This is a genomic window from Leucobacter sp. WKLB1 (assembly GCF_059696215.1).
In genome coordinates, this window is record NZ_AP046115.1 from 1,831,121 (window position 1) to 1,854,434 (window position 23,314).

Annotated in this window: 18 protein-coding genes; 9 read left to right on the forward strand and 9 right to left on the reverse strand. The window is 59.6% G+C overall.

Annotated elements, in window-relative coordinates:
• The first annotated feature begins 183 nt into the window (after nucleotides 1-183).
• Together ACZF5Y_RS08330 and ACZF5Y_RS08335 are read left to right on the forward strand one after the other, a co-directional pair.
• Complete coding sequence (locus ACZF5Y_RS08330; protein WP_497532170.1) at nucleotides 184-891, forward strand: hypothetical protein; 708 nt, start codon at nucleotides 184-186, stop codon at nucleotides 889-891.
• A 234-nt stretch (nucleotides 892-1,125) separates the two neighbouring features.
• A protein-coding gene (locus tag ACZF5Y_RS08335; RefSeq protein ID WP_497532171.1) for an IS3 family transposase occupies nucleotides 1,126-2,294 on the forward strand; the annotation gives its coding sequence in 2 pieces (ribosomal slippage) (nucleotides 1,126-1,410 and nucleotides 1,413-2,294; 1,167 coding nt in all).
• Between the two features lie 447 nt (nucleotides 2,295-2,741).
• Here the strand turns inward: ACZF5Y_RS08335 and ACZF5Y_RS08340 are convergent.
• Nucleotides 2,742-3,266: an FAD-dependent oxidoreductase gene (locus tag ACZF5Y_RS08340; RefSeq protein ID WP_497532172.1), complete on the reverse strand. Its 525-nt coding sequence runs from the start codon at nucleotides 3,264-3,266 to the stop codon at nucleotides 2,742-2,744.
• Between the two features lie 65 nt (nucleotides 3,267-3,331).
• On the opposite strand from ACZF5Y_RS08340, the gene ACZF5Y_RS08345 reads away from it, so the two are divergent.
• Complete coding sequence (locus ACZF5Y_RS08345; RefSeq protein WP_497532173.1) at nucleotides 3,332-3,850, forward strand: MarR family winged helix-turn-helix transcriptional regulator; 519 nt, start codon at nucleotides 3,332-3,334, stop codon at nucleotides 3,848-3,850.
• 217 nt (nucleotides 3,851-4,067) lie between these two features.
• A complete protein-coding gene (locus ACZF5Y_RS08350; RefSeq protein WP_497532174.1) occupies nucleotides 4,068-5,417 on the forward strand; it encodes a hypothetical protein in 1,350 nt (449 codons plus the stop codon).
• A 746-nt stretch (nucleotides 5,418-6,163) separates the two neighbouring features.
• Here the strand turns inward: ACZF5Y_RS08350 and ACZF5Y_RS08355 are convergent.
• The 5 genes from ACZF5Y_RS08355 to ACZF5Y_RS08375 all read right to left on the reverse strand — a co-directional run bounded on the left by ACZF5Y_RS08355 (nucleotide 6,164) and on the right by ACZF5Y_RS08375 (nucleotide 9,834).
• Complete coding sequence (locus ACZF5Y_RS08355) at nucleotides 6,164-6,847, reverse strand: HEAT repeat domain-containing protein (RefSeq protein ID WP_497532175.1); 684 nt, start codon at nucleotides 6,845-6,847, stop codon at nucleotides 6,164-6,166.
• A 40-nt stretch (nucleotides 6,848-6,887) separates the two neighbouring features.
• The gene (locus ACZF5Y_RS08360) at nucleotides 6,888-7,343 is read right to left on the reverse strand and encodes a hypothetical protein (RefSeq protein ID WP_497532176.1); all 456 of its coding nucleotides are present in this window, start codon (nucleotides 7,341-7,343) and stop codon (nucleotides 6,888-6,890) included.
• A gap of 398 nt (nucleotides 7,344-7,741) precedes the next feature.
• Nucleotides 7,742-8,461, reverse strand: coding sequence for a hypothetical protein (locus ACZF5Y_RS08365; protein ID WP_497532177.1), 720 nt, complete (start codon nucleotides 8,459-8,461; stop codon nucleotides 7,742-7,744).
• Between the two features lie 208 nt (nucleotides 8,462-8,669).
• Nucleotides 8,670-9,254, reverse strand: a complete 585-nt coding sequence (locus tag ACZF5Y_RS08370) for a DUF4352 domain-containing protein (protein ID WP_497532178.1) — start codon at nucleotides 9,252-9,254, stop codon at nucleotides 8,670-8,672.
• A gap of 109 nt (nucleotides 9,255-9,363) precedes the next feature.
• Nucleotides 9,364-9,834: a hypothetical protein gene (locus ACZF5Y_RS08375; protein ID WP_497532179.1), complete on the reverse strand. Its 471-nt coding sequence runs from the start codon at nucleotides 9,832-9,834 to the stop codon at nucleotides 9,364-9,366.
• Between the two features lie 708 nt (nucleotides 9,835-10,542).
• Between ACZF5Y_RS08375 and ACZF5Y_RS08380 the strand changes: the two genes are divergently transcribed.
• Together ACZF5Y_RS08380 and ACZF5Y_RS08385 are read left to right on the forward strand one after the other, a co-directional pair.
• Entirely contained in the window at nucleotides 10,543-11,148 is a 606-nt protein-coding gene (locus ACZF5Y_RS08380; protein ID WP_497532180.1) for a GGDEF domain-containing protein, read from the forward strand.
• A 278-nt stretch (nucleotides 11,149-11,426) separates the two neighbouring features.
• The gene (locus ACZF5Y_RS08385; protein WP_497532181.1) at nucleotides 11,427-12,152 is read left to right on the forward strand and encodes an EAL domain-containing protein; all 726 of its coding nucleotides are present in this window, start codon (nucleotides 11,427-11,429) and stop codon (nucleotides 12,150-12,152) included.
• 119 nt (nucleotides 12,153-12,271) lie between these two features.
• Here the strand turns inward: ACZF5Y_RS08385 and ACZF5Y_RS08390 are convergent, their stop codons facing one another.
• Both ACZF5Y_RS08390 and ACZF5Y_RS08395 read right to left on the reverse strand, forming a co-directional pair.
• A complete protein-coding gene (locus ACZF5Y_RS08390) occupies nucleotides 12,272-12,538 on the reverse strand; it encodes a hypothetical protein (RefSeq protein ID WP_497532182.1) in 267 nt (88 codons plus the stop codon).
• Between the two features lie 149 nt (nucleotides 12,539-12,687).
• Complete coding sequence (locus ACZF5Y_RS08395; protein ID WP_497532183.1) at nucleotides 12,688-13,377, reverse strand: hypothetical protein; 690 nt, start codon at nucleotides 13,375-13,377, stop codon at nucleotides 12,688-12,690.
• An 812-nt stretch (nucleotides 13,378-14,189) separates the two neighbouring features.
• Between ACZF5Y_RS08395 and ACZF5Y_RS08400 the strand changes: the two genes are divergently transcribed.
• Nucleotides 14,190-15,358, forward strand: a protein-coding gene (locus tag ACZF5Y_RS08400) for an IS3 family transposase (protein WP_497532171.1) whose coding sequence is annotated in 2 segments (ribosomal slippage) — nucleotides 14,190-14,474 and nucleotides 14,477-15,358 — 1,167 coding nt in all. Because the reading frame shifts where the segments join, the coding sequence is not laid out codon by codon here.
• A 1,887-nt stretch (nucleotides 15,359-17,245) separates the two neighbouring features.
• Here the strand turns inward: ACZF5Y_RS08400 and ACZF5Y_RS08405 are convergent.
• Nucleotides 17,246-19,282 (reverse strand): serine hydrolase domain-containing protein, encoded by a 2,037-nt coding sequence (locus tag ACZF5Y_RS08405; protein ID WP_497532184.1) that lies wholly within the window; start codon nucleotides 19,280-19,282, stop codon nucleotides 17,246-17,248.
• Between the two features lie 708 nt (nucleotides 19,283-19,990).
• Here ACZF5Y_RS08405 and ACZF5Y_RS08410 point away from each other — a divergent pair.
• Nucleotides 19,991-20,977 (forward strand): sensor domain-containing diguanylate cyclase, encoded by a 987-nt coding sequence (locus tag ACZF5Y_RS08410; protein ID WP_497535317.1) that lies wholly within the window; start codon nucleotides 19,991-19,993, stop codon nucleotides 20,975-20,977.
• A gap of 509 nt (nucleotides 20,978-21,486) precedes the next feature.
• The gene (locus ACZF5Y_RS08415; RefSeq protein WP_497532185.1) at nucleotides 21,487-23,226 is read left to right on the forward strand and encodes a putative bifunctional diguanylate cyclase/phosphodiesterase; all 1,740 of its coding nucleotides are present in this window, start codon (nucleotides 21,487-21,489) and stop codon (nucleotides 23,224-23,226) included.
• Nucleotides 23,227-23,314 lie beyond the last annotated feature (88 nt).

The following is a 23,314-nucleotide window of genomic DNA, read 5'->3' on the forward strand; positions in this document are numbered from 1 at the left end:
TGGCCGCTCCGGCGCAACCCAGCCCTGCTGTTTGAAAAGGCGCGCAGCGCCGAAAAGCCAATGTAGACAACGAGGACCCCAGTTCACCTCTGCCAAATTCACCCCTCGGTTCACCCTCAGGGCAGGAATGGAGACGCCAAAATCCGTTACTTTTTTGGATAGCCCAAAAAATAAAGGAACTTAATGAATCCCCTTAAGCAATCGCCAATTCCCCGAATTGGCGGCACGATTATCGCAACGATCGCTCTTGCAACGACCGTCGCAGCACCAGCTGCTGGGTTGTCTTCACACGAGGAGGTACCAGCGCTCACCTCGCCGAGCGCAGAGTCCGCAAGAGTCGCGGACGATCTGACTGAGTTAAGTGAACAGGGTTCTCGATCGCAGATTGCCCTGTTTGACGTGCGCACCGCGGAAGCATCAGGTGCCCAGAACCGCATCGCGTCATTTCCGCTTCCTAGAGGTTGCACTACTGCCGAGGAGCCAGGAACCCTCACGTGCGCCGAAGGCCAGTACACAGCCGTTCCTGCAGTTCTCACGCTCAACGGAGAGCTCGTCGACTACGCCACATCTATGACCGATGAACGGATCGAAGTCACAGCATTCGGGGACGCTGAGGTCTTCGCTCTGTATCTTGCGGGAGAGAGCGGGAAGGAAGAAGTTGCGGAAGCTCCCGCGACGCTCGCTTCGATGCTTGCGGAAGAGGCCAGGCCGGCCGCTGGAGTCATTGATGAGGGCGAGACCCCCCCCTCGACGAGGATGAAGAGCCGACCGGAGAGTGGGAGGAAGGGCAACAATATGAAGGAGAAGCGCCCTCCAGTGAGCTCGGCGACAGCTACGCCCCTGGAACTAATGAGTTTCTTTACCCCACTGCTCCGGCCCTCGATGCCGTAACGCCGCTGGGTGGTTATAAACGGCCAAGCTCGTTCATTTCGGTTCCCTCGAACTACGTTTACTGCGTGATCTGGACGGCTGCCAAATGCAAGCCGAAATCACTCCACGATTACTGCACGTTTTCGCCCGATAGCTTCAAGTACAAGACGAAACTCGCGTGGAGTGAGGGGGTCTGATGCACGTTTAGGTGACATTCAACCTGGCTAGTTTCGGCTGGCCTGGAAGGATGAACCTATGCCCCCTCGCTATCCCAAAGAGTTCCGCGACGACGTCATCCGGATCGCGTTGGATCGCGGCCCGGAAGTGACACTCGCGCAGATCGCGAGAGACTTCGGCATCCACGTCGGAACCCTCGATAAATGGTTGCGAGAAGAACGTGTCGAACAGGGCCAGAAATCTGGCGTCACGCGTTCTGAGAACGCTGAGCTGCGTGAGCTTCGCAAACGCAACAAGCTCCTTGAACAAGAGGTGGAAGTGCTCCGTCGCGCGGCCGCGTATCTCTCGCAGGCGCACCTACCGGGAAAAGGCTCTACCCGCTCGTAGCAGAGCTCGCCGGCGACGGGATTCCCGTCGTGGTGTCGTGCCGGGTATTGAAGCTTTCCCGCCAGCCGTACTACCGCTGGTTACGCAACCCCGTCACTGAACGAGAGCTTACGCAGGCGTATCGCGCGAACGCGCTACACGACGCCCACCTTGAGGATCCCGAGTTCGGGTACCGGTTCCTCGCAGACGAAGCACAGACACTCGGCGAGCCGATGGCTGACCGGACTGCGTGGCGGCTCTGCCGGGACCAGCAGTGGTGGTCAGCGTTTGGGAAGAAGAAAGCCCGTGGAAAAGGCAGGAAGCCTGGCCCGCCCGTTCATGACGATCTCGTGCAGCGCGAGTTCGTGGCCGCTGCCCCGAACGAGTTGTGGCTTTCAGACATCACTGAGCATTGGACGAGTGAAAGCAAGCTCTACCTCTGTGCGGTGAAAGACGTCTTCTCCAACCGGATTGTCGGCTACTCCATGGACGCGCATATGACGTCCGCGCTTGCGGTGACCGCGTTGAACAACGCCGTGCGTCGCCGCGGTGACGTCGCAGGGTGTGTGCTGCACACGGATCGTGGATCGCAGTTTCGAAGCCGGACACTACAGCGCGCGCTCACCGGTCATGGCATGGCCGGTTCGATGGGACGGGTGGGCGCTGCTGGCGACAACGCTGCGATGGAACCGTTCTTCAGCCTGCTCCAGAAGAACGTCCTGAACCGCAAAACCTGGGCCACCCGGGACGAGCTCCGGTCAGCAATCGTGGCATGGATCGAGCGCACCTACCATCGACGCCGCAGACAGGCCAGATTGGGCCGATTGACGCCGATCGAATACGAGACCATCATGAACAAACAGGTCGCACTCGCTGCCTAACCAAACTGTCACCTCAACGTGCATCAGACCCGATGCCGCTAGAACGTACCTGGCGGTGAGGGGTAGCGACGTCCCACCGCCGCCCATCGGCGTAACGCACCAGGCGGAATCCTCAATCACGCTGAGGCGGTCGCGGTGCCACTTCGGCATCCGAATCTGTGTGAGATCGTCGATATAGACGTCGTTAGACGCCGCAAACCCGTCGAGCACTCGATCGGATTCCCACCCAGCATCCGTATTTCGTTCGCGCAGGATCCGGAGCGCCTCGTCGCGGTCCCGGGAGACGAGGTTGTCGTCACCGGCATGGGCCAGGATTGCTCGCGTGGTCCCGTAGGGATCGTGTCGCAGATGCACCTGACGGCCCCCGACCGCGTTGTTCCAGCGCCACCGGTCGTCATCGTCGGCAGTGTGCGGGATCGTGCCGAAGGCCATGACGACCCCGAGCGATCACCTCTCTATTTCGGACGATGCGAACAACATGTCGCGCGTAGAAGTTCGCACACCCTCCGCGACCACGAACAGGTCCGCCTCAATAGTGTGGCCGCCAGCCGTTCTCACTGAGCCGAGGTCTTCACCGGATTCATCGGCTGCAGTTATGCTGACGCCATAAATTAAACGGACGCCGTCCGGAAGCGCGTCAAGCATCGCTCGGGTGAAGGCACCTCGAAGTACCTCAAGTTCAGCAGTCGCTTCGCCCGGCCCGTCAGAAGGCATCTCCGCGATGACCTCACCGTCCTTGTCGACAATCACCGTGCCCGTCTCGGTCGTGTTCCTCGCGCGCACAGCTTCCGTGAGCGCCATGCGGTCAAGTACGTCGCGTGCGACCCTGCGAATATCGACACTATGCCCCCCATCGCGGAACTCGGGCGCGCATTCGATGATGGTGACCTCCCACCCGATGCGTCGTAGCCACCAGGCTGCGGAAAAGCAGGCGCTACTTGCTCCAGAGATGAGAGCGTGCGGCGTATTCATGGGGGCTCCTCGAGACCAATGAATTAAGCTTTACAGTAGAGTTACTTGACTATAAAGTAAAGCGCATGGCTGCCTTAAATTTGCTTTCCAACGACTGGTCCGAGCTCGAGGTCGCCGTCATGCATCGCCTTCGCGACTGGAAGATGGCCTCCGGAGAACTGGCGCGTCATTTCTCAACATCGATGGGCCTTCCGCTCTCGGACGCCGAGGCGCTCGGCCAAATTGTGTGGGCTGCCCAGTCAGGTGAGCCGCTGGCGCCGGCCCAATTAGCGCGTCAGATCGGGATGACTTCAGGGGCGGTGTCAGTGTTGATCGACCGGCTCGAGCGCGCTGGGTACGTGTCGCGCCGTCGCGACGATAGTGATCGTCGCAAAGTCGCGCTGCATCCGACCGCGACGGCGTTGGACGGAACGGAAGGGTTCCTCAGCCTTGCCGGGACAGAGGTGTTCGCCGCTACACGGAACACGCCCGAGGCGGAGCTCCGCATCATCCACGCATTTCTTGATCGCATGACCGACGCCGCGGCCGAAGCGAATACCCGGCTACAAGAGATGCCCCCGCGAGCTTTCCGTGCGGGAGAGTGAAGCGCGTTCCTGATGCCTGGGAGCGTTTTGGCGGTGTTCCGCCCTTGGTCGATCGGACGGCCAAAGGAGAGCGGCCTGCGGCTAGTCAATGCAGGCCAGTCGCTCCGAAAAAGATCGTTCTGGGCAGAGGACCATGCAATGTCCGTTCACGCCACACGAGCATACGGGTAGTGCTCACTCACACAGGCGCAGACAGATTTCCGCATACTCTTGAGGAATGCGTGAGAATCGAGGAATTGTTCGTGGTGCTGCTCTGCTGCTCGGAGGGGTGATCGCTGTAACGGCGCTCTCGGGGTGCACCGAGCGGAAGCCGGAGAACCTCAAAGCGCAAGTCGCCAGGGATGCGGCCGTCTCCTTCGTTGAGGAGGCTGCGGACGGCGGCTACCAGATCACGCTCGATGACTCAGTCGATCCCGCAGACCTCGCGGAAGTCGCCCAGCGACTAGGTGACCTCGCCGAGCCGGTCACCGACAACGACGCGCTCCTGAGACTGCGCGTCGGTGCTTGGCAATGGACGATTACGGGCGACGGCGATGAAGTGGCAGACCTTGCACAGGCGGCCGGAGCGCTGTCTGGCATCGACGGCATCCTTCAGGGAAAGGTCTGGTCCGACAATGGCACTCTCGGGATCGAGGCCATCGCCGAGGCGGGGATCGACCCTGCTGCTGTGATCACTCCGCTGGCTGATGCAGCAGCGGGAGGCCCGATCCACGACGGGGTGCGGCTAAAGGTCTCCGACGTGCACGAGCGCTCATCGGTCGAGACGCAGGACCCGCGGATGCTGAAGCCAGCGTTAAAGGCAATTGCAGCCGCGGCCGCCGTCAGCTCAATCCAGAGGTACACGCTCGAGGACAGCTCGCTCTCGCTACGGATGCGCACGGCCGAAGGCGTGAAGGCAGTGGGACCCGCTGTCGACACATTGGCGGCCGCCGGGCTGCCGATCGACGTCAATCTGAGCAGCGGCATCATGACCGCTCCCGCGCTGCAGGACGATCTGGCTGCGCGCCTCGGCGCGATCCTCACGCCGATCGAGGGTGTGGTCGGCGCGTCGATCGATACTCACGGCCCAAAGGCTCTGCACCTGTCGGTAACGACGACGGATGCTGAGACTGCCGCGACCGTGCAACAAACACTCCTCGCATCAGTGGATCTGCGCGCGTTCAACTCACTGCAGCTCTTCGTGCTGCAGCAAGAGGAGCCCGGCAATCGCATCACCGTAAAGACCATGAGTGACGAGGGTTACGTCGGTAACTTCGACCGTGCGCTCGCACTTGCGGAGACAGACGGCGTGCGCTCGGTCGCGCTCGGTCCGCTCGAACTCGGCGTCGTGCTCGACCACGGTGCTGATGCTGCGAGTGTCGCCCCTGCGATCAAGGCGGCGGCGCTTCGTGATCAGGAGGCAGAGGTCTTCGGCTCAACGAGCTGGGGTCCCGTTACCGACCGGACACTCTTCTCGTTCGATGTGCTCGGGAAGCTCCACGAGAACCTGGTGACGGTGTCGGCCGGAACAGCCGATGGTGACGTGCGGGGGTTTATCGACGCCTGGAACAACGCTCCCGGCCTCTGAGCCCGCGGAGAGTCGAGTCTTCGCCCAGGCCCCTTTTAATCAACCTCGTGCTCGTGCGTCACCTACGTCAACGTCCCTTTCCGGTCCCACCATTGCAGCTGCCACTGCTGATTCGGGTACCAGTCGGCCGGATCAACGGATTGATCGCTCATGCCCGGAGGATAGAAGAATCACCGCGAGGATCGCGCAACTAATGAGGCTCGAGCGGGTCGCTATGGCTCATAGAAGCGCTCTAGGACCAGTCCGTGCAAGCCTTTCTCGCCCGCACGGACCTTTGCCCCCCCCCAATTATCAAAGCGTGGCCGCCCGCCGAAAACACCTGACCCTCGAAGTGTTAGGCGTACTCCCGAGCGAGGGGCCACCCCACGACTATCCCGCTTCACACACATTACGCCGCCATTATAGGCCACTCGATCAATATCTTTCGCGCCGCTGCCGAGATGTCCACAGCGTCAGGTTCATGTCCTCGCTCCTGTCCGGCGCACCCGCCGAGCGTGGTGAGCACGATAACCGCGATTGCCATGTGAAGTGCGGGTCGACGATTTCTCGCTTTTTCCTGCTCTTGCATCGCCAAGTCATGTCTTCCTCATCCTCAGGCACGGCGCTCTCGATACCTATGGTCGCGTAGAAGTCGTATATGTAGCAGCACCGGCATACTTCATGTGTAAGTTCCGTAACCCGTGACGATGAGACGATTGATTCTCGCAGAGCGAGATCGTCAACTGAGGGGTAAGAGACCGGTCAGGTCAGAGCAGTCTGGCCAGGCGTTTCTTGCGGCGGTTCTGACCGACGATCCACGCGAGATCTCGATCAGCAGCGTCGAGAGCGGAGAAAGCTTGCAGACCTTCGAGCGGGCCCGCTGCGACCGCGATGCTCCAGCAGTATGCCAGCGCTTGGCGCAGCGATCGTGCGTCGTCTTCTTTCCGCCGGGTCGCCGACAGTTTGGCATAGCTCTCGGTGACGCGCTGGCAGGTGTCTAGCGCGGCGGCAGCGATGTCAGCGTCGCGGAGAAGTCGGGGTTCGCAGATTGCAGCGACTGCGGCTCGCTGCACGAACGGGAGGTCGTCGTCGGCCCACGTCCTCACGATCTGTACGAGGGCGTCGGGATTCGCGTCTCCCAGGAGTTGGAGGCCGAGCGCAACGCCTTCTCTCACTCTCCAGCGCGTATCGGTTGCACACATGCGGGCTCGAACCTCCGCCGCGAGTTCACCCGCACGGTATGCGAAAGCGGCTGCGGAGCACATTGCGGTGTACTCGCCGCCGTCCGCCCACAGAATGGCGGCCGTATCGGGCCCTGCCGTGATCGCGGCGGCAGCAACGAGTGCGAGATTCGCTCGTGGCCCGGGAAGGCCCGACCTCTCCGCGAGGAAGGCCGGCCAGTCCTTCGGTGCTTGTTCCCGGAGTTGAGAAGTCCAGTCGCTGTCAGACATGTCTCGACCATATGTGAGTCTCGGCGCCATGCACCACCGTTCAGTGGCGCGTTGTGCACTGGCGGGCGATGATCGTAGAAGCAGGGATATGCCCTACAGCAAGAACGAAGGCGGCACCCGCGATCCACAGGTTGCCTAACCACGCACTCGTCGTGAGGAACGCCACGACAGGGAGGACCGCCATAGGAACGGGCAGCTTCCACAGCGGCCGGTAGAGATCTGCGAACCGACGTCTCTCGACCAGGTACCTGATCCAGAGCGCATAGTAGCCCGCCACCGCGAGGACGACTGCGGGTAACCACCACCAAGACAGCGTTCCCGGAGCCGTGATGACCGGGATCACGAGGCACAGCGCCTGTCCGGCTCGTTCCACCCACGTCAGCAGTCTGGGCACCGTCGATGATGGAATCCCGCCGCGCACGGGGAATATCAGCAGCAGGAAGTTGGGGGCGAGCACAGCTGCTGCGACGAGCAACCCGAACAGTGAGAACGCCATATCTGAAGCGTACCCACCGTGTCTAAACTGCGAGGCGCATCCTTCATTGTTATGTGTGATCCTGGCGAAATCAATCGTTTACGGTGAGCGTCAGGAACTATTCATCGGACCCCGCCCTCTCCGGCTTTGCGTGTCGACCGCTGGGTTCAGATCGAACAGTTCTAATTGCGATCTCTATTCCAGCAACGTCATCGGTGGCGATCCGCGAGGCCAAGTAGCTTCATCTTTTGAACCCCAAGGGGGGCTATCAGTTTGTTGCAACAAGAGTGCCGAAAAGAGCTGTACCGTGCATGTTGGAGTTGAATGCAATATCCGGTGGCGCAATTCTCAGGGCTCCTTCGGCGGCACCGGCGAGACACTGCATAGTGATCTCTTCCTTCGTGCGCGTTTGAGGTCCGCTACTCCATGCCATCGAGTAGGTCCGAAAGAGAGTTCGGGGTCGCTCCCGAGGCCTCCGCGAGTTCAGCGAAGCGGGCATCTGCCGCCGCGTTCGCTGCGGCGTCCCCACCCGTGAACAGTGATAGAAACTCTGCATTGCCTTCGATTTCCTCGACAGATTGCACGCGAATGAGCCAGCAAGTTGCGTCTGGGGTGAATCCCGCATGCACTTCCCACGCGAGAGCGAGTGCCCCAATGCAGACAGTATTGGCATCAAGCAATTCCGAGGCAGTGGCGTCTTCTTGCACGAGAGCCAGTTCAAAAAGATCTGACATCGTGTGCGTTGGCGAAATGCTCGCATCATTCGAGAGAAATTCATCGGCGACGTCCTGATGCTCAGCGCACAGGAACCGCGCAGCAAGCCACGTCATCGCCGGGTCCGTGAGCTCGGTTGCATCAGCCGCGCTATCAGCTCGCGAGCATGCGTCAAGCCCCATGCCCACAATCGTCTCTCGCACTGACGCGTCCGCGTCTTCCCACGCTAACTGCTCGACGGAGGCCCACGATGACAAGGGGTCAAGGCTCGCGACCATCGGGATCATGAGTATTGCGTTGTCAAAAAACTGATGCTGAGCTGCCGAATCCTTACGAGTCTCCGATGTACTCGGCTTTGCGGGAGCACCCGACGAGCTTTCATCCATAAGGAAACTCGGGAGTAGGCCGCATCCGGTCAGCGCCATGGAACCGAGAATCGCTGCGCTGGCGCCCACTACCGACCACGTCCGCTTTGTGCGTGAAACTGACACTGTAACTCTCCCCATTGTTCATCGACCCGCGACAGCTTAACGCCGGAAGCCGTTTTTGTTCTCCCGCTCGCACTCTAGCTTTACCGCGACTACGGGCGCTCGTGGTGGACAGTCCAGCACACTGCACTCGCGCGCCCCACCATTACGGCGTCACCGTGATTGGCTCTGACGTACCGGGTACAGAAATCCGGAAAGTACCCGCAGAGTCGGAATCGATCGCGAAATACGCGTCTCCCGACAGTGATTCGCCCGCAGCGATTGTCCCCTCTGGTAGTGCTGTAGCTGATGGATCGGCAGTGAGGGGTATCTGCCGTCCACTTGGTACTCCTCCCGATTCCGGAACGTAAAGAATGCTGAGGTCTGAGGTGTGCCCCGACCCCGTGCCGTCGTAAGTGAGGGTTACGTTCATAACTGCTCCCTCTTTCCCCGATGCTTCGGGCGCAATGTACTTGGGTAAACCACCTGCGGCTTCGGCAGCTTCACCTACGTACCAAGAATGAATCGTCACCGTCCAATCGCCGACAGTGACCGGAGAGCCAAGTTTCGACGCCGGTGCTGCAGTAGATTGCATGCCCTCAGAATGAATGCTGGGAGCGCATCCGGTTATGAATAGACCTGCAGCAACGACACCGGTGACAACAAGAGGTCGCATGCCCTCACGATAACCGAGCACCGGCGCCTGCGAACCGGTCTTCGCCCACATACGTTCGGTTGAACTGCGCTGCATCGTTTACAGTCTCCACTCTCAGATTCACCTCGCGGCATCCACAAATACGAGGTAATGCCCGATACTTCAGGCCCACTTATCCCTGCGGCGAAGAGAAAATGCCCGGGGCTTACTCATCGGTTTCCGGGCACATTTTGTCGAGTTTACTGAGCGCTGTGGAGCTGACAATGTTGGCTGCGGTTATTTCAGTGTCTAGGGAGCCATCCGTCCAAGTATCGGGATTCTTGGCAACGTCTTCCCATACAGACACAAGCCCGACGGAGGCATCACGCACCCCGAGTACAGCTTCCTTGACACCATCGTGCTCTAAATTCGCAGCAACAGTAGTGAACTTTTTCACCACTCCCTGGTGAAAAGAGACCATCGTCGACGGATTGTAAGTACTCATTCCATCGACGCTCTTCTCTAACGCGACGGTGTACTCCGACAGGTCAGAAACGACAGTCTCGCAAGAACTAGCCCGATTTAGAGCCTTAGCATCAGGTTCCGCTGACTTATCGGCCCCCGCACTCACGCATCCGGACAGAGCCGTGGCGGTGCAAAGCGCACCTGCGGCGACACCGATAAACCGAGACTTCATGATGGCACTCCTTCTGAATCAAACACAGAACGTGAAAAAAGAATGCGATGCAGACTTCCCTGTTCAAACTAGACCACCTCGCCCCGCCAACCGGTCGGGAGAGGCAGCTCTTAAGCGGGGTTCATGCCCTGCACGCCAGATCGTGAGCTTTCCGACGCTCCTTCGTCCCACTGCCGTGAGTTCCGAATCAGGAGGCCTCGGGTTCGGCGACGCGGGCGTCTACATGATCGCTCCTCGATGCACAGTACTCATCTACCGACGCTATAAACCTGCCGCACGCGTCGAGCGACCCCTAGTACGAGATAAGGATCCGCGTAAGGCGGACCACCAATAGGGCAACAGCAAGAATCGCCGCTAAGTACGACAGACCCAAGCCCACGATTGCAGCCCATAAGAAAGGACCACGCCTGCTAACGGCGCGGTGAGTGACGATGAGAGCTACCACGCAGGCAGCGACATTAATGAGGTAGCCAGCTACTCCAGGCCTCGTAAAGAAAAGAACCAGGTGAGCGACCACGCCGACTGCCAAAGCGACAAGGTGCGTGGCGCGATTGGGGCCGGGGAAGCTCATCCTCGCAGTTTACTGATTCAGAAAACTTCACTTCGTGCTACTGGGAATGGGAATCTAAAATTTTGATTCCGCACGTCGAGACAGCTTCTCCAGTCATCGCTGGTGGAGTATGGGGGTGTGATGTTGAACGATAGGAAATGTTCAAGCTGCTCGTCGACGCAGTCGAGGACTACTCGATCCATCTGCTGTCGCCTGAAGGTGTGGTGGCGTCTTGGAACCGTGGCGCACAGCGCATCAAGGGATACACAGCTGACGAGATTATCGGCTCATCTTTCGTGCGCTTCTTCACTGCAGAAGGCCATGACAACGGCACCCCGGAACTCATACTGCGGGAAGCTCGCACAACAGGGCGTTACGAGATCGAGGGATGGCGTGTTCGTAAAGATGGGTCACGCTTTTGGGCAAACGTTGTCGTCAACGCCGTCACTGACAGTGCCGGCACTCTGCTCGGATTCGCGAAAATCACCCGGAATATCGCGGTCGCGCGTGAAACTGCTCAAGCGCTCACCCGCGCAGCTACCACGGATCCTCTGACCGGGACTTGGAACCGTACGGAGTTTTTGAAGCAACTCGAGAAATGGGAACACGACCAGCTCGCGTTCTCTGTCGCGATCATTGATCTCAACGATTTCAAACGGGTCAACGACACCCTCGGGCACGCCGCGGGTGACGTGCTTCTGAAAACCGCTGCACATCAACTCGCATCCGATAAAAGTCGCTGGATCGTGACTGCTCGGCTTTGAGGAGACGAGTTTGCCGCGGCAGCCCTTACCCCGGGTGCGGGCAGCGTTGCCGAGTTTGCTGCAGCGATTCAGGTGTTGTTCGATACACCAGTAGGCGAAGGCCTTGACGATGTGAGGATCACCGCCAGCGTGGGCTTTCTTACTTCCCAAACGATGCTGCAGGTGTCACTGAGTTGCTTTCCCGCGCTGACGCCGCCATGTATGAGGCTAAAGAGACACGCTCGCAAGTGCCAGTGACGTATCGAGACGGGTTGATGATGCGTTCAGTATCACGTCGCATGCTCGGCCACGATATCGCCGGGGCGATTCATCGAGACGAGTTCTTCCTCGAATACCAAGCTCAGACGTCGCTGCGGAGTTCCGAGATCGTGGGATGGGAAGCGCTCGTGCGATGGCGACACCCGGTCCTTGGTGTGCTGCATCCCGGTGAGTTCCTCGCGATCGCTGAACGCACCAATATGCTTCGTGAGCTTGACGCGTGGGTGATTCGAAGAGCATGTATCGAAGCAGCGTCGTGGGATACTCCTTCCAGGGTGGCCGTGAACGTTTGTGCGGCATCGCTGCATGACGCAGATCTCGCGCAGGTGGTGACTTTGGCCCTTGAATCTTCGGGGCTAACGCCGCAATTGTTGAAACTCGAGTTCACTGAACACGCGCTCATGCATGAGAAAGAACACAACGTGGAAGTATTCGCGCGCTTGAAGGGCCTAGGTGTTCAGGTGGCGCTTGACGATTTCGGGAGCGGGTTTTCATCTCTTGACACCCTGCTCGCGTTTGCGTTCGACCGGATCAAAATCGATCGCTCGGTGCTGCACGCGAGCTTGCAGCCTTCCCATGCCCGGGACGTGCTGCGCGCCATTCTGGATCTCGGACACGCTCTCACGGCATCGGTGCTGGTCGAAGGCGTCGAAACGGAAGACCAACGGCAGGTCCTCGCCGCCGAAGGATTCGACGAGATGCAAGGATTCCTCACCCACGCACCCACCGTCCGGGCCCAGATTTGATCCGTTCAACATCCCACAAGCACAGCCTCAGTCCGAGCGAATCCGGCTATGACGACTCGTGTCAATAACCGTGAGTCCCGCGGCTGCCACTAGGTGGCCTGCCGGGGGACTCACGAGGTTTAGTTCTCGTCTTCCTGAAGTTTCAAAGCGACTCCAAGCGCGAAGAACGTCGGTGCCCACTCACCAATAAACAGCCCCCAGCGGTCTGACTGCGGACGTGAATCGTTTTTCCCGCGAGATCCCAACCAGGTCAAGAACGAAAGCGCCACCGACGCGAATCCCGCCAGGTAGAGATGGTTACTTCGAACACCCCACGACCCCACCAAACGAAGCGGGTTGAACCGTGCAACCTCTTTCGACTTCTTCTTCACATCCGTACTGCTCATGCCAGCCTCCTGATCGAACTGGATCGTACGCGCTCGCTCCGAGCGCTGCGACCAGTCAAAGGCCAGCACCCACTTTGCGATAGTGGGTTGTGCACACCAGCATTAACGCTCGGTTCCTGATGAACCAAACCGATCATTTTTGACGGCATTCACAGCATGAATGCGACCGCCACAAGCAAGTAGGTCGCCAGAGCGCTGCGCGGACCGAACGAGTGAATGCAGCCATAGAGCACCGCAGCACACATCGCATAAAGCCCAGTTGCCGGTCCTTGAAGCAAGATATGCGTTGCTCCCCAGGTGCACGCAAGCACGAATCCGCCCCAGGGGAAAGCGGGTCGACCGAATCGCAGCTCTCCCGCCCGCTGCCCTAGCGCAATAACGAGCACGATGACCATTGCTTCACAAAGGTAATAGAGCACCAAGAGTGCGAGCGCGAATGGTGCGGCCTCGCCGTGAGTGGCGGTGAGTCGCTCGTATTCGCTGGGCAGCTTCCATTCTTGGAGAAGCAGAGCGCGAATGCCGATGGCGAGCAGCACAGCCAGAACCACGCCGAGACCTCGCGCCACTGCAAAGCCGCGGAGCGGTCGTGAGAACACATCAATGAATCCGCGGGCAGGCTTACGGGTTGCTCGATAGATCACGACTGCACCTAAAAGCCATCCCGCGGCAGTGATCCCCCAGTGCAAGAGCGAACCCACGGAGGCTTCCTCGCGGGCCCACACTGGGTCTAACAGAAGACTGATGACCAGTTCCCATCCGAAGACAGCGAAGGCATAGAGGGCCACAACAAAATAGCGTCCCGCTTTCGACTGGGTTGCCGTGGAGGTTTTATGGGGCACGGGACGAGCCTACTATCGGCCACACTGAAAACGATCGTCGTCGGCCCGAGGCGCACAATGCGCAAGTGTGAGTGGAATGCACGTGACCCGGTCTCGTTGTCCCAGCTACCGACTCACAAGTTCAACTCCACGAAGACCAGCAGAGTCTAATACGAGATGAGCGCCGCCCGGCTTAGTAGGGATGTCGCCTTCTTTGAGTCCGTCCAGAACGACTCCTGCTTCTGCCCCGGCGTCGAATTGAAGCGGTCGACGTCTCGATGACTCGATGCGCCGAATAGTCACATCTCTGTGTTCATGAGGAAGCAACAACGACGCATCTTGGCCCTTCGTCATCCAACCGCTGGTTACCGTTCCAACCAGAATGGGCCCAGACCCAGTGATGGTAAAGATTTCATTAATCACAAAGGTAAAAGACGATGCGGGGCGAGCGGCGGAACGTCTTGTAAACAAACCCATGTTGCCAGTCTATTAACGAGACCTCATCGAGAATTCTCCACGCTGCGAAAGATTACTTCCGGCCTGGGCGTGCTGCCATATAACGCTTGCGCTTGCGGGCTGTGAAAGTACCTGCGGACTTTGATCCGCGTCCGGGCTGACGCCCCCGGATCATGCCGTCACGGCAGCATTCCGAGTAGGTGCTACACGCCAGCGTTGAACCGACGCCGCGGTCGCGCCTGCGGGCCGGGTTCGTGTTTCGAGCCGGCATACACGTGCTGCGTACTTTCAAATGGTCCATAGGGTCTGATGGGGCTGATGCACGTTTAGGTGACATTCAACCTGGCTAGTTTCGGCTGGCCTGGAAGGATGAACCTATGCCCCCTCGCTATCCCAAAGAGTTCCGCGACGACGTCATCCGGATCGCGTTGGATCGCGGCCCGGAAGTGACACTCGCGCAGATCGCGAGAGACTTCGGCATCCACGTCGGAACCCTCGATAAATGGTTGCGAGAAGAACGTGTCGAACAGGGCCAGAAATCTGGCGTCACGCGTTCTGAGAACGCTGAGCTGCGTGAGCTTCGCAAACGCAACAAGCTCCTTGAACAAGAGGTGGAAGTGCTCCGTCGCGCGGCCGCGTATCTCTCGCAGGCGCACCTACCGGGAAAAGGCTCTACCCGCTCGTAGCAGAGCTCGCCGGCGACGGGATTCCCGTCGTGGTGTCGTGCCGGGTATTGAAGCTTTCCCGCCAGCCGTACTACCGCTGGTTACGCAACCCCGTCACTGAACGAGAGCTTACGCAGGCGTATCGCGCGAACGCGCTACACGACGCCCACCTTGAGGATCCCGAGTTCGGGTACCGGTTCCTCGCAGACGAAGCACAGACACTCGGCGAGCCGATGGCTGACCGGACTGCGTGGCGGCTCTGCCGGGACCAGCAGTGGTGGTCAGCGTTTGGGAAGAAGAAAGCCCGTGGAAAAGGCAGGAAGCCTGGCCCGCCCGTTCATGACGATCTCGTGCAGCGCGAGTTCGTGGCCGCTGCCCCGAACGAGTTGTGGCTTTCAGACATCACTGAGCATTGGACGAGTGAAAGCAAGCTCTACCTCTGTGCGGTGAAAGACGTCTTCTCCAACCGGATTGTCGGCTACTCCATGGACGCGCATATGACGTCCGCGCTTGCGGTGACCGCGTTGAACAACGCCGTGCGTCGCCGCGGTGACGTCGCAGGGTGTGTGCTGCACACGGATCGTGGATCGCAGTTTCGAAGCCGGACACTACAGCGCGCGCTCACCGGTCATGGCATGGCCGGTTCGATGGGACGGGTGGGCGCTGCTGGCGACAACGCTGCGATGGAACCGTTCTTCAGCCTGCTCCAGAAGAACGTCCTGAACCGCAAAACCTGGGCCACCCGGGACGAGCTCCGGTCAGCAATCGTGGCATGGATCGAGCGCACCTACCATCGACGCCGCAGACAGGCCAGATTGGGCCGATTGACGCCGATCGAATACGAGACCATCATGAACAAACAGGTCGCACTCGCTGCCTAACCAAACTGTCACCTCAACGTGCATCAGACCCATCCGCACCGTTTTCACGCCTTCTAGAACGATTCGGGCGAGGCGTCAGCACCAGTCGAGAGCTGCCATCACTTCGCGCCTGATCGATGCAACCGAGCAGACAACGCCACCGATAAGCGAGACCCATGCAAACAGTGGGGGTCATACCGTAAATGATCATTTTGCTTATTGAATCTTGGTCATTGAATCCGGCTTGCCACGGTCATTTCTTCCCCGCATTAACCGTCGCACACCAATGAAGATGTTCGCGATCGAGAGCAATATCCCGGATGCAATAAGGCCACCCACCAGCCGTTAGCAGGCTCCCCGGCTTGTGGGAACTGCCGGGCTACTCCCCCAGAGCAACCGAAGAACACCATAGTCCATATCCACCATGGCCCCATCAAGCCGAAATGTAACGATCGGGTCGATGTGGTTGTTGGCTTGTCAGGCATGCGCCCAACATACGCAGAGTGCGCCCACAAGTCACAAACCGCAGCTAGCGACAGGTGCTTTCGATGCAGATACGGTGGGATGCATGGCCGATGAACCGCTCGACGGCACCGACCCGACTGGTGCGCCCACGTGGTGGATAACTTTCAGCTCTGTGATGCTGGGACTTGCAGTCCTCGGACTTGTCTCCGAATTACTGTTTCGCTGGATGTCGAACCCAACCAATGGGTCGTTACAGCTGCACATAGCCGGTTGGGGAGGCATCTGCGCGGGCGCGTACGTCGCGCGGAAACTTCAACGGTCAGGCTGGCGTGTGGCGCGAAAAGCTCTGCTAATAGTCCCCATAGCTTCCGTTACGGGTGCCGTTCTCTACGTCATCGTGGGCGGCCTCATTGTCCGTTAAGCCTTCTCTCCTAGAAGGCCGTTTGCACGACAAGTGATCATGTTGAGTCTTGGCGCTGTATACCGTCTTTATAAATCTCGATTGTGGTCGGTGGCCTGGTCACGGCGCAGACAGGGTTCGCAGAGTGCTACTACTGCTGCACGCTGCACGAGCGGATCAGGGTCGTTAGCCCATTTGCTCGCGATACATCTGGGTGATGCGATGTCGGTGTCGCCAAGGAATTGCAGGCCGCTCGTGGTGCCCCCTCCCGAATGCGCCGAAAGGAAGTCGGACCATTCGGGGGGGGGGCAACTCCCGCAGCGGCGCAACCTAGTCGACTTCATTGTTCATCGACCAAGCCCATGACAAACACTATCTTTGAGCATATGACCGCGCATACTCTTCCTCTCCGTGCGATCCGTGTGGGCCTCACCGCACTCGCTTCGTTCACCATGATCTCCGCGGTAGTTGGCATGTGTGGGCTCATCTTCGCGGGCGGTATGGGCATCCCCACTGAGTAGCTTGATGCGACGCCTTTCTCCACCTGGGTGATGCCGGGAGTCCTTCTAGGCGTTCTCGTCGGTGGGAGTCAAGTGTTTGCTCTCTTAGCCCGGGCCCGCCGAATTCAGATCGGGTGTGGGCTGCACGCTGCCGCAGGGCTGACACTGCTGATCTGGATCTTTGTGGAACTCGCCATCGTCCCGCAATGGTCACCGCTCCATGCCGTCTTCTTTGGCGTCGGCCTGGCGCAGGTCATTCTCGGTTTGCTCGCGCTCGGCGCGTGGCCGCGCCCCTTCCTCTCCCGCAACCAGAGCTCTGACACGCGTCACGCATCACAGTCTCGCCCGCGTGCGGCTACACGATCCAGGATCAGCCCCGACGCGGGTGCAGGAGCAGGAGCAGGAGCAGGAGCAGGAGCGTGAAGCAAGACGCTGTCGAACTGCTAGTTTTCTGCTGTTCTCGACCGTGTACGCGCCGCCCTGCACAGTGTGAGCGCACCCGCACAGAGCAACGCTTCCCTCGCGCGGGCGCCGTTGGTGGTCTTAGTAGCTGAGGCTCGGTTGCAGGATCCCACCGACGAGGAGCGTGAAGATCAGTCCTCCGAACGCTGCGGTGAGCAAGATCGACCAGGCCACGGTGATCCATCGGCGTGGGGATGGGCGGAATGACATCACCAGCCGCCACATGGCAGGGATGATGCCGAGAGCAGCTATGACGAGCAGAACCTGACCTGCACGGATGACAAGAGAATCTGGTGCCGGACCATCCGTCAGCAGGGCATTCGCCACCGCAGACCACGGCAGCACCGACACCGCCAGACTTACCACGGCCAACCACGTCAACCAGCCCGCACGACGCCAGGCACGTGAGCGACCATCGTTCCGCGTGCGAAGCCGGCGGACGAGAGCGGCCACAGGATGCGCGATCAGGTGCGTGAGCAGGATCAGCAAGGCGAGCGCGGCGACGATCGGGAGCGCTGCCCGCTCCCCCGGCATCGGCTGCAGCGTGAACGCCGGGTCGAATCCGATCGCGACGACCTCACCATCATGCTGATCGACGGCGATGATCCGTTGACCGTCGACCTCCGACCACACCCAGGGCTCGGTCTCGACGAAACGGACGGGTTGCCCGTCCGGGCCGACGATGGCCGAGACCGTCACGTCGCCAGAGCTGTCGGCGGCAATGGTGATGCTGGAAAGGATGAAGAACGCGCGGATGAAAGTCGTCTCACCGCGCCGTGACAGCTGATACGTCCCTGCGATCGCCTCTGCATGTTCGGCGGCAGTGGTCGTGGCAGTCCGGGCCGGACGCTCGTCGGGGAAGTAACGATCAGCGAAACCCGTAGTGAGGGCGTCGCGGATGACGGTGGAGGAATCAGGGTGGATGCCGGAACTGTTCAGTGAGATGAAGATGCCGGCCCTATCATCCGGGTAGATCTCCATCTGCGCATGGAATGCCGTCAGGTCGCCGGCATGGCTGAGGATCCGATGCCCGTTGCGGTCGCGCTCGAAGAACCCCAGTGTCATCACCGGGCCCGCCGCAAGGCCCCCGAGTTCAGCGCTCGTCAGGGCGGGCTCGTGCATGAGCGCGAGCGTTTCCGGGCTCATCAACGGTGTCTCGGAGTCTCCGAGTTGCGCGAGCATGAACTCGCCCATGTCGGCCGCGGTCGCCGAGATCGCACCAGCCGGGGCGGGCGACACCACCTCAAATGGGACCTCCGCGGACCCCTCGAAACGGTATCCGTTCGACATGTCGATCTGCCGGTCGGCGGGAAGCGGCTGAGCCATCGTCGCCGTGGCCATCCCGATCCGATCGAAGATGCGCTGCTGCACCAACTCCTCAAACGGCACACCCGTGACACGCTCAACAACGTAGGCCGCGAGCCCATTGGAGTAGTTCGAATACGCCGGCGTCGACCCGGGCTCGAAAATCTGCGCGGGCGGGTCGATTACCACCGCATCATGCAACGACATGATCTCACCCCCGGGCGCGGTGATGAGGCCAGCGAGCTCGTCTTCAAGCCCGGCGGTGTGGCTCAGCAGGTGCCGCAACGTGATGGGCTTTTCGAAGCTCGTCGGCAGAGTGAAATCGAGCACCTCCTGCACCGGGGCGTCCAGATCCAGCACTCCCTCTTCGACCAGCTGCATCACGATCGTCGCTGTGAACACCTTCGAAATCGACCCGATCCGGAAGAGAGAAGACTCCGGATCCACGGCGTGCGCAGCATCCTCTGACCCGTCAACATACCCGTAACCTTGAGCGGCGATAATCTCTCCGTCGGCAACAACCGAAACAGTCGCACCGACAACTCCCTCCCGCTCCAACGCCGCCGGCACCAGATCGTCCAACCATTCCCGTGCATCCTCGGCTGACAAGTGCGCAACGGCTATATCCGGCCCAGAAGCCCGCTGCACCTCAATCTGCGGCGAACACGCCGTCATGCAAAACAGCATCCCCACTATCGAAGAGCACACGAGAGACAACCGGCGACGATTCACACGCCTAATTCTGGCAGCCACCACGTCTTGCGCCGCCATTTGCACGCGCAGCGATGCCGGCGGCACAACCGCGTCAACCACCAAGATCCTCAGCAATGTGGCGCATCGGAGTTCCCATGTAGATCATCGTTCCGACGTTCTTCGGCACCGGCTCAGATTACGACCGCGCATTCTCTACGCGCGGTCGTATCGGCCCGAAAGGTCCTTCGGCGGCGTTGGTGCCTTGCGGATCGTCGCCCTCCTAACTGGGTACCGATGTATTTGGGGAACCCAAATATCGGTGCAGGCTCTCTCACCACGATTGACATTGCATTGCATCCAGTGGGAGCACTGACGTCGCCGGCGGCGCTGATGACGATAAGAAGCGCTAGGAGAAAGATGGCGTAGCCTTCCCGCGCTAAAACGACAGGTAGTTCTTTGACCGCCTCTCCGGCAGGAGACCCCTGCACCACGTCCTATCCGGAGACAAGCCATCAGCCTCGCACAATTGGGTTCGACTGACCTTATGAAGGCAAGGCTCGCAGGCGACATCGCGCGACTTGTGATCTCGCCTTGCGCACTGTGCGAGACGTCTGCTGCGACCGGTTGAGCGCGCATTTATCGGCGCGTGAATCACCCGCCAGACAGTCTCACTCACATGATCGCCTGGTGCCATCGCTGGCTTTTGACATCCGCCCTGGAGAGGGACGTCGTTCCAGGGCCAGTCGCAAGCTGCGCTTGGACGGAAGCGCGCGGTTGATAGATGACTAGGGCCTCGTGGCGGCCAAAGAGAAAAGTTATGCTGTGACGATGATTGTCCCCCGCCATCCGGAAAATCTCGCCGTTCACGACGGTTCTGGTTCTGCTTCAGTGCCTGGCGCGACGGCGTTTACGGACTCGGCAAGATCGGTTATCGCTTATCTCAATGAGCACACCCCGCTCACAGACTGGTCGGTGGCACGAATATTTGATGACGAGCAAGTGTTCGTGCACGTGTATCACGAGCAGTTCTTTGACGATAATGCGCGCATGGATTGGAACCAGACGTTCTGTAAACGCATGGTGGCTGGCGCCGCGCATGTCGTTCCAAACACTCGACAGGATCCGGACTACTCCGGACTCGAAATCTCGCACCAAATTGGTTCCTACGCCGGATACATGATCCCCGATGAAAACGGCAACGTCTTCGGCGTGCTTTGCGGCGGACGTAGAGAACCGCTGAAAGGACGCGAGCACGTAGACGAGGACCTCCTAAAAATGTTGAGTGGGTTGCTTGCCTCTCAGCTTCGACTAGCAAGAGACGTCGACAGGGAAAAGCAACGCGCAGCTTTAGCAGAAGCGCGGGCCCACACCGACCCGCTCACCGGTCTACTGAATCGCCGCGGATGGATGCAGAACGTTGAAAACGCACAACAACGAATATCCGCCTTCGGCGACCCGATCGCGGTCGCAATCGTCGATCTCGACAACCTCAAATCGGTCAACGACACTCAAGGTCACGGGGCCGGCGACGCGCTCCTGATACGCGCCGCTCACGCGCTGCAGGAAGCAGCCGGCACGAAAGATCGAGTAGCCCGCATTGGCGGGGACGAATTCGCGATTCTCGCGCATGGGGTCAGTAGCAAAACCATCTCAGCCCACTTTGAGAGGTTCGGTGATGCCTTGTCGCAGGCAAGCGTCCCAGCCTCGATTGGATACTCCTTAGGCATGCCCCATGACGAAATGATGCAACTTGCCATCGATGTCGCAGACGCAGCAATGTATGCCGAAAAGGCTGCGCGCCGTTCACATCAGTAGATCGATCATTCACGGGTGTCGCTGCGATCACCTATCCCGGTCAAGAATTCTCGGGCGACGGCCCGCTCGACGATCATAGTGAGCGCGAATCTTAAAGTGAGAGCGGACGACATCCGCCATTGCCTCGTCGATCTGCCACGGCTCGTACTTCACATGCTCCGGATACCGTAGTCGTAAGAACTTACGCACTCGACTTCCAGCATGAATTCCCTCGCGGTGCCCCAATTCGATTGCCAGTTGCTCTGGACTCATCGGATACTTCATTACTTAGCCCCCTAATGTTGCACCTTATGAAAACGAGCATTCCCCTACTCGCCTCCGATCCACAGTAGATAGCATCGGGGTCCTACTCCACCGGTTGCATTTTGACAATGGGTTCAGTAGCTGTTTGCCGCACTGTTAGGTTGCTTATGCACGCAGCGAAACGCTCATCGAAGAACACATGGGGGTATTCCTCACTAAATGCTCACTACAGGGTTCGGCTGCCGCCCACCAGTCGAAAGCTTGCAATGCACAATGACGCACAGATGTTTCGATTTCTTGTCGAGGCAGTCCAGGACTACTCGATCTACTATCTGACACCCGACGGAATCGTGGGCAGCTGGAATGCTGGCGCGAAGCGCATTAAGGGTTATGAGAACGACGAAATCATTGGTAAACCCTTTGCCACATTTTTCACTGGCGAAGACCGAATAGCCGGAGTTCCCGAACGAAATCTCGCGGAGGCAAAAAACGCGGGTCGTTTCGAAACTGAAGGTTGGCGTGTCCGAAAAGACGGCTCCAAATTCTGGGCGCACGTCACGATGAACACCGTCACCGACGACGCAGGCATCCTGATCGGCTTTGCCAAAATCACCCGAGATGTTACCGTCGCGCGCGACAATGCAAGAGCCCTGCACCTAGCGGCCTCCACGGACCCACTCACCGGAATGTGGAATCGATCAAGCTTCCTGAAGCAGCTCGATGCCTGGGCCAGCGAGCAGAAGTCATTTTCCGTGAGCGTCATAGATCTGAATGACTTCAAGCTCGTCAATGACACCTACGGACATGCCGTTGGCGACACCTTACTCAAGACTGCCGCCGATCAGCTACGAGCGAATGAACACCTCGGCATCATCGCCGCCAGGCTCGGCGGCGATGAGTTCGCGGCCGCCGCACTGACTCCTCTACCGTCGGACATCACGCATTTCGCGAGCGCGATCACTCAATCGCTGGCTTCAAGACTCACCGTCGACGAGGATGCACGTGTCATCGATGCCAGCATCGGCGTGGCCACGTTCCCCCAAGACGCAATCGAGGTGTCAGAGCTTCTGGTCTGCGCTGATACAGCGATGTATCAAGCAAAAGAAATCAGCGCGAAGTCACCAGTACGCTACCGGGAAGGACTTCACCAGACCTCCGCCTCGAGACGCGCGCTTGATCGGCAGATCATCGGGGCAATACACCGCGGCGAATTCGAACTGCAATATCAACCCCAAGCCTCCCTCAGTGATGGGTCGGTTGTGGGATACGAAGCACTTATTCGGTGGCAGCACCCTATTCTTGGCGTCATTCACCCCGGCGAATTCATCCCGCTCGCCGAAGCGAACGGCAGCATCGTTGAGCTTGGAGAGTGGGTTCTGACCCGCGCTTGCCAAGAGGCATCGCAATGGCGTGAGCATGCCCGCATTGCGGTGAATGTGTCTGCTGCGCAGCTGCAAGGCCCCGACTTTGCCGGAACCGTCAAGACCGCGCTTCAGAACACTGGGCTTGCGCCTCATCGACTCGAACTTGAAATTACGGAGTCGATCCTCATTTCGCATCGCAGAGAAGTCGTGTCCACCTTCGAGTCACTTCAAGAGCTTGGGGTGTTGATCGCATTGGACGACTTCGGCACTGGTTTTTCATCCCTCGACACCCTCCTCACTTTCGCGTTCGATCGCGTCAAGATCGACCGATCGGTCCTTCACGAATCGCTGCAAACTTCACGAACTCGCGGCGTCCTCCGAGCGATTCTTGCGCTCGGCCACGCCCTCACAGCCACCGTGCTCGTCGAGGGCGTCGAGACCGCGCACCAGCTCGCTGTACTCCGGGACGAGGGATTCGACGAAGTCCAGGGCTACTTAACGGGAAGGCCTGGCAACGGGCCTGAGCACACCATCACCAGCGTGCCGGAAGGGCGAAACGTAAGCAGTGCGTGCTCACACCAAACCGCGAGCCCTTCAGTGGCGCCCCATCTGCGGGACAAGCGCCTCCGCGGTGACCGGTGAGGGTGTGCGCGATCTGCGGCGTCGTCACTTTACGTTGGTTGGCGGGGTGGCGAGATCGTCATTAGCAGCCGTTATCGACGGCTAGTGT

What these genes read in the sequence shown, in the direction of transcription:
- ACZF5Y_RS08375 (WP_497532179.1), bottom strand. Translation starts at nt 9,834, where the DNA reads ATGAAGTCTCGGTTTATCGGTGTCGCCGCAGGTGCGCTTTGCACCGCC.
- ACZF5Y_RS08360 (WP_497532176.1), bottom strand. Translation starts at nt 7,343, where the DNA reads ATGGCGTTCTCACTGTTCGGGTTGCTCGTCGCAGCAGCTGTGCTCGCC.
- ACZF5Y_RS08340 (WP_497532172.1), bottom strand. Translation starts at nt 3,266, where the DNA reads ATGAATACGCCGCACGCTCTCATCTCTGGAGCAAGTAGCGCCTGCTTT.
- ACZF5Y_RS08365 (WP_497532177.1), bottom strand. Translation starts at nt 8,461, where the DNA reads ATGGCGCTGACCGGATGCGGCCTACTCCCGAGTTTCCTTATGGATGAA.
- ACZF5Y_RS08390 (WP_497532182.1), bottom strand. Translation starts at nt 12,538, where the DNA reads ATGAGCAGTACGGATGTGAAGAAGAAGTCGAAAGAGGTTGCACGGTTC.
- ACZF5Y_RS08350 (WP_497532174.1), top strand. Translation starts at nt 4,068, where the DNA reads ATGCGTGAGAATCGAGGAATTGTTCGTGGTGCTGCTCTGCTGCTCGGA.
- ACZF5Y_RS08370 (WP_497532178.1), bottom strand. Translation starts at nt 9,254, where the DNA reads ATGCAGCGCAGTTCAACCGAACGTATGTGGGCGAAGACCGGTTCGCAG.
- ACZF5Y_RS08415 (WP_497532185.1), top strand. Translation starts at nt 21,487, where the DNA reads ATGCACAATGACGCACAGATGTTTCGATTTCTTGTCGAGGCAGTCCAG.
- ACZF5Y_RS08345 (WP_497532173.1), top strand. Translation starts at nt 3,332, where the DNA reads ATGGCTGCCTTAAATTTGCTTTCCAACGACTGGTCCGAGCTCGAGGTC.
- ACZF5Y_RS08330 (WP_497532170.1), top strand. Translation starts at nt 184, where the DNA reads ATGAATCCCCTTAAGCAATCGCCAATTCCCCGAATTGGCGGCACGATT.
- ACZF5Y_RS08410 (WP_497535317.1), top strand. Translation starts at nt 19,991, where the DNA reads ATGATTGTCCCCCGCCATCCGGAAAATCTCGCCGTTCACGACGGTTCT.
- ACZF5Y_RS08355 (WP_497532175.1), bottom strand. Translation starts at nt 6,847, where the DNA reads ATGTCTGACAGCGACTGGACTTCTCAACTCCGGGAACAAGCACCGAAG.
- ACZF5Y_RS08380 (WP_497532180.1), top strand. Translation starts at nt 10,543, where the DNA reads ATGTTCAAGCTGCTCGTCGACGCAGTCGAGGACTACTCGATCCATCTG.
- ACZF5Y_RS08385 (WP_497532181.1), top strand. Translation starts at nt 11,427, where the DNA reads ATGCTCGGCCACGATATCGCCGGGGCGATTCATCGAGACGAGTTCTTC.